Consider the following 6,000-nt stretch of genomic DNA (forward strand, 5'->3'; position numbering starts at 1 on the left):
TGATGCTAAATTATAAAAAATAAACATAAAGCATAATTATTATTAAATTTTTGTAAAAAAACTAAGTTTTAATACAATTAATTATTTAAAAACAAATAAAAACAAATAAAATATAAAAAAAACACAAAAAATAAAATCGAAATTAGAGCCACATTATCAACAACTTAAAAAATATCTATTGATAAATCTTTACATGAAGTCCAAGGTAACTTGGGCTTTTTTAATAATTAGATTTTTCTTTACATGACAGTGTGTAAATATTGGTAAGTTCTATAATAAGGCTATTGTATTTCGTGAAGTAAAAAGTAACGTATAAAAAAACTCCTCATTACAAAATGTAATGAGGAGTTTTAAAAGAAAGGCAACGACCTACTCTCCCACCTGTGGCAGTACCATCGGCGCTAATGGGCTTAACTTCTCTGTTCGGAATGGTAAGAGGTGAGCCCCATTGCTATAATCACCTTAAATTGTTTCAGTATATTTCAACTGTATAAGTTAACATATTGCTAAAATCATATCGCTTATTCAAATATTTATAAAACTATTTGAACATAAAGAGTATCCTTCCCGAACTCCTAAAAGTTCGGGAGGAACGTACATAAGCCTATGGGTTATTAGTACTACTCGGCTACATACATTACTGCACTTACACCTATAGCCTATCAACGTGGTCATCTCCCACGACCCTTTAAAGAAATCTCATCTTGTGGTGGGTTTCGCGCTTATATGCTTTCAGCGCTTATCCCTTCCGAACGTAGCTACTCAGCAGTGCCCCTGGCGAGACAACTGATACACTAGAGGTTCGTCCAACTCGGTCCTCTCGTACTAAAGTCAGATCCACTCAAATTTCTAACGCCCACAGCAGATAGAGACCGAACTGTCTCACGACGTTCTGAACCCAGCTCGCGTGCCACTTTAATGGGCGAACAGCCCAACCCTTGGGACCTTCTCCAGCCCCAGGATGTGACGAGCCGACATCGAGGTGCCAAACCCCCCCGTCGATGTGAGCTCTTGGGGGAGATCAGCCTGTTATCCCCGGAGTACCTTTTATCCTTTGAGCGATGGCCCTTCCATTCGGAACCACCGGATCACTATGCTCTACTTTCGTACCTGATCGACCTGTATGTCTCTCAGTCAAGCTCCCTTATGCCATTGCACTCTACGCACGGTTACCAAGCGTGCTGAGGGAACCTTTAGAAGCCTCCGTTACTCTTTTGGAGGCGACCACCCCAGTCAAACTACCCACCACGCACTGTTCTCATCACTGAGTTAGGCTCTAGATAAGCAAAGGGTGGTATTTCAAGGTTGACTCCACAACCCCTAGCGAGGCCGCTTCAATGTCTCCCACCTATCCTACACATTACTTATCCAAAGTCAATACGAAGCTATAGTAAAGGTTCACGGGGTCTTTTCGTCCCGCTGCGGGTAATCGGCATCTTCACCGATACTACAATTTCACCGAGCTCATGGCTGAGACAGTATCCAGATCGTTGCACCATTCGTGCAGGTCGGAACTTACCCGACAAGGAATTTCGCTACCTTAGGACCGTTATAGTTACGGCCGCCGTTTACTGGGGCTTCATTTGAGATCTTCGCCGAAGCTAAACCCTCCACTTAACCTTCCAGCACCGGGCAGGTGTCAGGCCTTATACATCATCTTTCAATTTAGCAAAGCCCTGTGTTTTTGATAAACAGTCGCCTGGATCTTTTCACTGCGGCCAGCATTACTGCTGGCGACCTTTCTCCCGAAGTTACAGGTCTATTTTGCCTAGTTCCTTAGCCATGAATCTCTCGAGCACCTTAGAATTCTCATCCCAACTACCTGTGTCGGTTTACGGTACGGGTTCTTATAAACTGAAGCTTAGAGGTTTTTCTTGGAAGTTCTTAACCGCACTATCCACGCTTCCGAAGAGTTGTGGTACTATCACACTTCAGCTAAGTCTGCGGATTTGCCTACAGTCCTAATACCTACATGTTTCAACGAGCTATTCCGTCAGCTCGCGGCGGGTTCATTACTCCGTCACCCCATCGCATTTATAAGAAGTACAGGAATATTAACCTGTTGTCCATCGACTACTCCTTTCGGATTCGCCTTAGGTCCCGACTAACCCTCAGCTGATTAGCATCGCTGAGGAAACCTTAGTCTTTCGGTGTGCGGGTTTCTCACCCGCATTATCGTTACTTATGCCTACATTTTCTTTTCTATACGTTCCAGAAAACCTTACAGTTCGCCTTCAACACATATAGAATGCTCCCCTACCACTTTTAAAAGTCCATAGCTTCGGTAATATGTTTATGCCCGATTATTATCCATGCAAAACCGCTCGACTAGTGAGCTGTTACGCACTCTTTAAATGAATGGCTGCTTCCAAGCCAACATCCTAGCTGTCTAAGCAGTTTCACCTCGTTTTTTCAACTTAACATATATTTGGGGACCTTAGCTGATGGTCTGGGTTCTTTCCCTCTCGGACATGGACCTTAGCACCCATGCCCTCACTGCTGATAAACATTTTATAGCATTCGGAGTTTGTCAGGAATTGGTAGGCGGTGAAGCCCCCGCATCCAATCAGTAGCTCTACCTCTATAAAACTTTTAATCAACGCTGCACCTAAATGCATTTCGGGGAGTACGAGCTATTTCCGAGTTTGATTGGCCTTTCACCCCTACCCACAGGTCATCCAAAGACTTTTCAACGTCAACTGGTTCGGTCCTCCACTGTGTGTTACCACAGCTTCAACCTGCCCATGGGTAGATCACTCGGTTTCGCGTCTACTACTACTAACTTAACCGCCCTATTCAGACTCGCTTTCGCTTCGGCTCCGAACCTTAAATTCTTAACCTTGCTAGTAACAGTAACTCGTAGGCTCATTATGCAAAAGGCACGCCGTCACCACGAATGGCTCCGACCGCTTGTAGGCGTACGGTTTCAGGTTCTATTTCACTCCCTTACTTAGGGTTCTTTTCACCTTTCCCTCACGGTACTAGTTCACTATCGGTCTTTCAGGAGTATTTAGCCTTAGCGGATGGTCCCGCCAGATTCATACAGGATTACACGTGTCCCGCACTACTCAGGATACTACTATCTCTTCTTCGATTACCTATACGAGACTATCACTCTCTTTGGTTAGTCTTTCCAAACTATTCTAGTTCTCTTAAATTCGAATATTGTAGTCCTACAACCCCAATACTGCCGTAACAATATTGGTTTGGGCTATTCCGCGTTCGCTCGCCACTACTAGCGGAATCACTTTTGTTTTCTTCTCCTCCGGGTACTTAGATGTTTCAGTTCTCCGGGTTTGCTCACCTTGCGGTGTGATATATCTTCAATATACCGGGTTGCCCCATTCGGAAATTTACGGATCATAATGTATGTGCCACTCCCCGTAACTTATCGCAGCTTATCGCGTCCTTCTTCGCCTCTGAAAGCCTAGGCATCCTCCATACGCCCTTATTTAGCTTATTGTACTTTTTGCTTCCGATATTAATCGGAAACGAGCTCTTTATAATTCTTAATTATATTTTTATAAAAATATATCGTTAGATACTTAAATCTAACGCTCTATCTTGATTCTTTACGATATCATTTTACCAATATGTCAATGAACTTGTGCCGAGTCAGAACTGATAAATATTTCAGTTACCAACCTGGTATAATACCTTGTGATAATAATTATCTATAGGTATTATCTAGTGGAGAATATCGGAGTCGAACCGATGACCTCTTGCGTGCAAGGCAAGCGCTCTAGCCAGCTGAGCTAATCCCCCATGTACTTCTAGTATGAGGCTTAACTATTGAGTTATGAGTCGTTAAACATTCTCAACATAACCCGCTTCTAGAATTTCCTTTAACTAAATACCAAACAAAAAAAAGTAGTCTTGGGCAGGCTCGAACTGCCGACCTCTACATTATCAGTGTAGCGCTCTAACCAGCTGAGCTACAAGACTATTTAAGATCTGATCTTAGTCTTTTTTATTTTAAAATTAACAGCAGAGTAAAATTACACTTCCTTCTGTAACTTAACACCATCTTCTCTAGAAAGGAGGTGTTCCAGCCGCACCTTCCGGTACGGCTACCTTGTTACGACTTAGCCCTAGTTACTAGTTTTACCCTAGGCAGCTCCTTGCGGTAACCGACTTCAGGCACCCCCAGCTTCCATGGCTTGACGGGCGGTGTGTACAAGGCCCGGGAACGTATTCACCGGATCATGGCTGATATCCGATTACTAGCGATTCCAGCTTCACGGAGTCGAGTTGCAGACTCCGATCCGAACTGTGATATGGTTTATAGATTCGCTCCTATTCGCATAGTGGCTGCTCATTGTCCATACCATTGTAGCACGTGTGTGGCCCAGGACGTAAGGGCCGTGATGATTTGACGTCATCCCCACCTTCCTCACGGTTTGCACCGGCAGTCTCGCTAGAGTCCTCAGCTTTACCTGCTAGCAACTAACGATAGGGGTTGCGCTCGTTATAGGACTTAACCTGACACCTCACGGCACGAGCTGACGACAACCATGCAGCACCTTGTGAAATGTCCGAAGAAAAAGCTATCTCTAGCCCTGTCATTCCACATTTAAGCCCTGGTAAGGTTCCTCGCGTATCATCGAATTAAACCACATGCTCCACCGCTTGTGCGGGCCCCCGTCAATTCCTTTGAGTTTCAATCTTGCGATCGTACTCCCCAGGTGGGACACTTATCACTTTCGCTTAGTCACTGAATCTAAATCCAACAACTAGTGTCCATCGTTTACGGCGTGGACTACCAGGGTATCTAATCCTGTTCGCTCCCCACGCTTTCGTCCATGAGCGTCAGTATATACGTAGTAGACTGCCTTCGCAATCGGTATTCTGTGTAATATCTATGCATTTCACCGCTACACTACACATTCTATCTACTTCCGTATAACTCAAGTCAACCAGTATCAAAGGCAGTTCTACAGTTAAGCTGTAGGATTTCACCTCTGACTTAATTGACCGCCTGCGGACCCTTTAAACCCAATGATTCCGGATAACGCTTGCACCCTCCGTATTACCGCGGCTGCTGGCACGGAGTTAGCCGGTGCTTATTCTTACGGTACCGTCAAGGTCGTACACGTACGACTGTTTCTTCCCGTATAAAAGCAGTTTACAACCCATAGGGCAGTCTTCCTGCACGCGGCATGGCTGGTTCAGGCTTGCGCCCATTGACCAATATTCCTCACTGCTGCCTCCCGTAGGAGTCTGGTCCGTGTCTCAGTACCAGTGTGGGGGATAATCCTCTCAGACCCCCTACCTATCGTTGCCATGGTAAGCCGTTACCTCACCATCTAGCTAATAGGACGCATAGTCATCTTGTACCAATAAATCTTTAATATACAACCGATGCCAATCATATATATTATGGAGTATTAATCTTCATTTCTAAAGGCTATCCTCCTGTACAAGGTAGATTCTATACGCGTTACGCACCCGTGCGCCGGTCGTCAGCAAGTAGCAAGCTACTCCTGTTACCCCTCGACTTGCATGTGTTAAGCCTGCCGCTAGCGTTCATCCTGAGCCAGGATCAAACTCTTCATTGTATAATCTTTAATATTATTTAATGTCAAGTCTTCAAAAGAATTTTCAAGTGGTAAACCCTAAAGCTTACCGTGGTAATTCTACTCTAATTACGCTGTCAATTTCAATATTTTCAATGAACTTGTTAACCCAAAATAATTAATATAATCTCAATCAATATCTCAAATTAAACTCTTGTAGAAATGCTAGAATCGAACTAACTGATAAACTAATTATCATTCCAAAATTTCTGTGATCGTATCGCTCTCCGTAAGCGGATGCAAAACTAAAAACTTTTTTAAAAATAACAAACATTTTTGAAAGTTTTTTTAGTTTTTTTCAGAACAGCCGAAGTCAAATTAAAACCTCAAACAAACTAAAAAAAAGTAAATAATTGCTACTACCCCCTTTATAACTCTAAAACAACATGCTAAATCAATGAACTTGCTAACCCTTTTACTATGC

Annotated in this window: 2 tRNA genes and 3 rRNA genes; all 5 read right to left on the reverse strand. The window is 43.6% G+C overall.

What is annotated here, in order from left to right:
• Window positions 1-356: 356 nt before the first annotated feature.
• The 5 genes from rrf to ACSIGE_RS07585 all read right to left on the reverse strand — a co-directional run bounded on the left by rrf (window position 357) and on the right by ACSIGE_RS07585 (window position 5,558).
• A 5S ribosomal RNA gene (gene rrf / locus ACSIGE_RS07565) occupies window positions 357-465 on the reverse strand.
• 129 nt (window positions 466-594) lie between these two features.
• A 23S ribosomal RNA gene (locus tag ACSIGE_RS07570) occupies window positions 595-3,463 on the reverse strand.
• A 228-nt stretch (window positions 3,464-3,691) separates the two neighbouring features.
• Window positions 3,692-3,765: transfer RNA gene (locus ACSIGE_RS07575), tRNA-Ala, on the reverse strand.
• 106 nt (window positions 3,766-3,871) lie between these two features.
• Window positions 3,872-3,945: transfer RNA gene (locus tag ACSIGE_RS07580), tRNA-Ile, on the reverse strand.
• 91 nt (window positions 3,946-4,036) lie between these two features.
• Window positions 4,037-5,558, reverse strand: a 16S ribosomal RNA gene (locus tag ACSIGE_RS07585).
• Together the 16S, 23S and 5S rRNA genes with 2 tRNA genes alongside form the textbook arrangement of a ribosomal RNA operon.
• Between the last annotated feature and the right edge of the window lie 442 nt (window positions 5,559-6,000).

It is taken from the genome of Tenacibaculum profundi (assembly GCF_052050075.1).
In the GTDB taxonomy this organism is placed as follows: domain Bacteria; phylum Bacteroidota; class Bacteroidia; order Flavobacteriales; family Flavobacteriaceae; genus Polaribacter.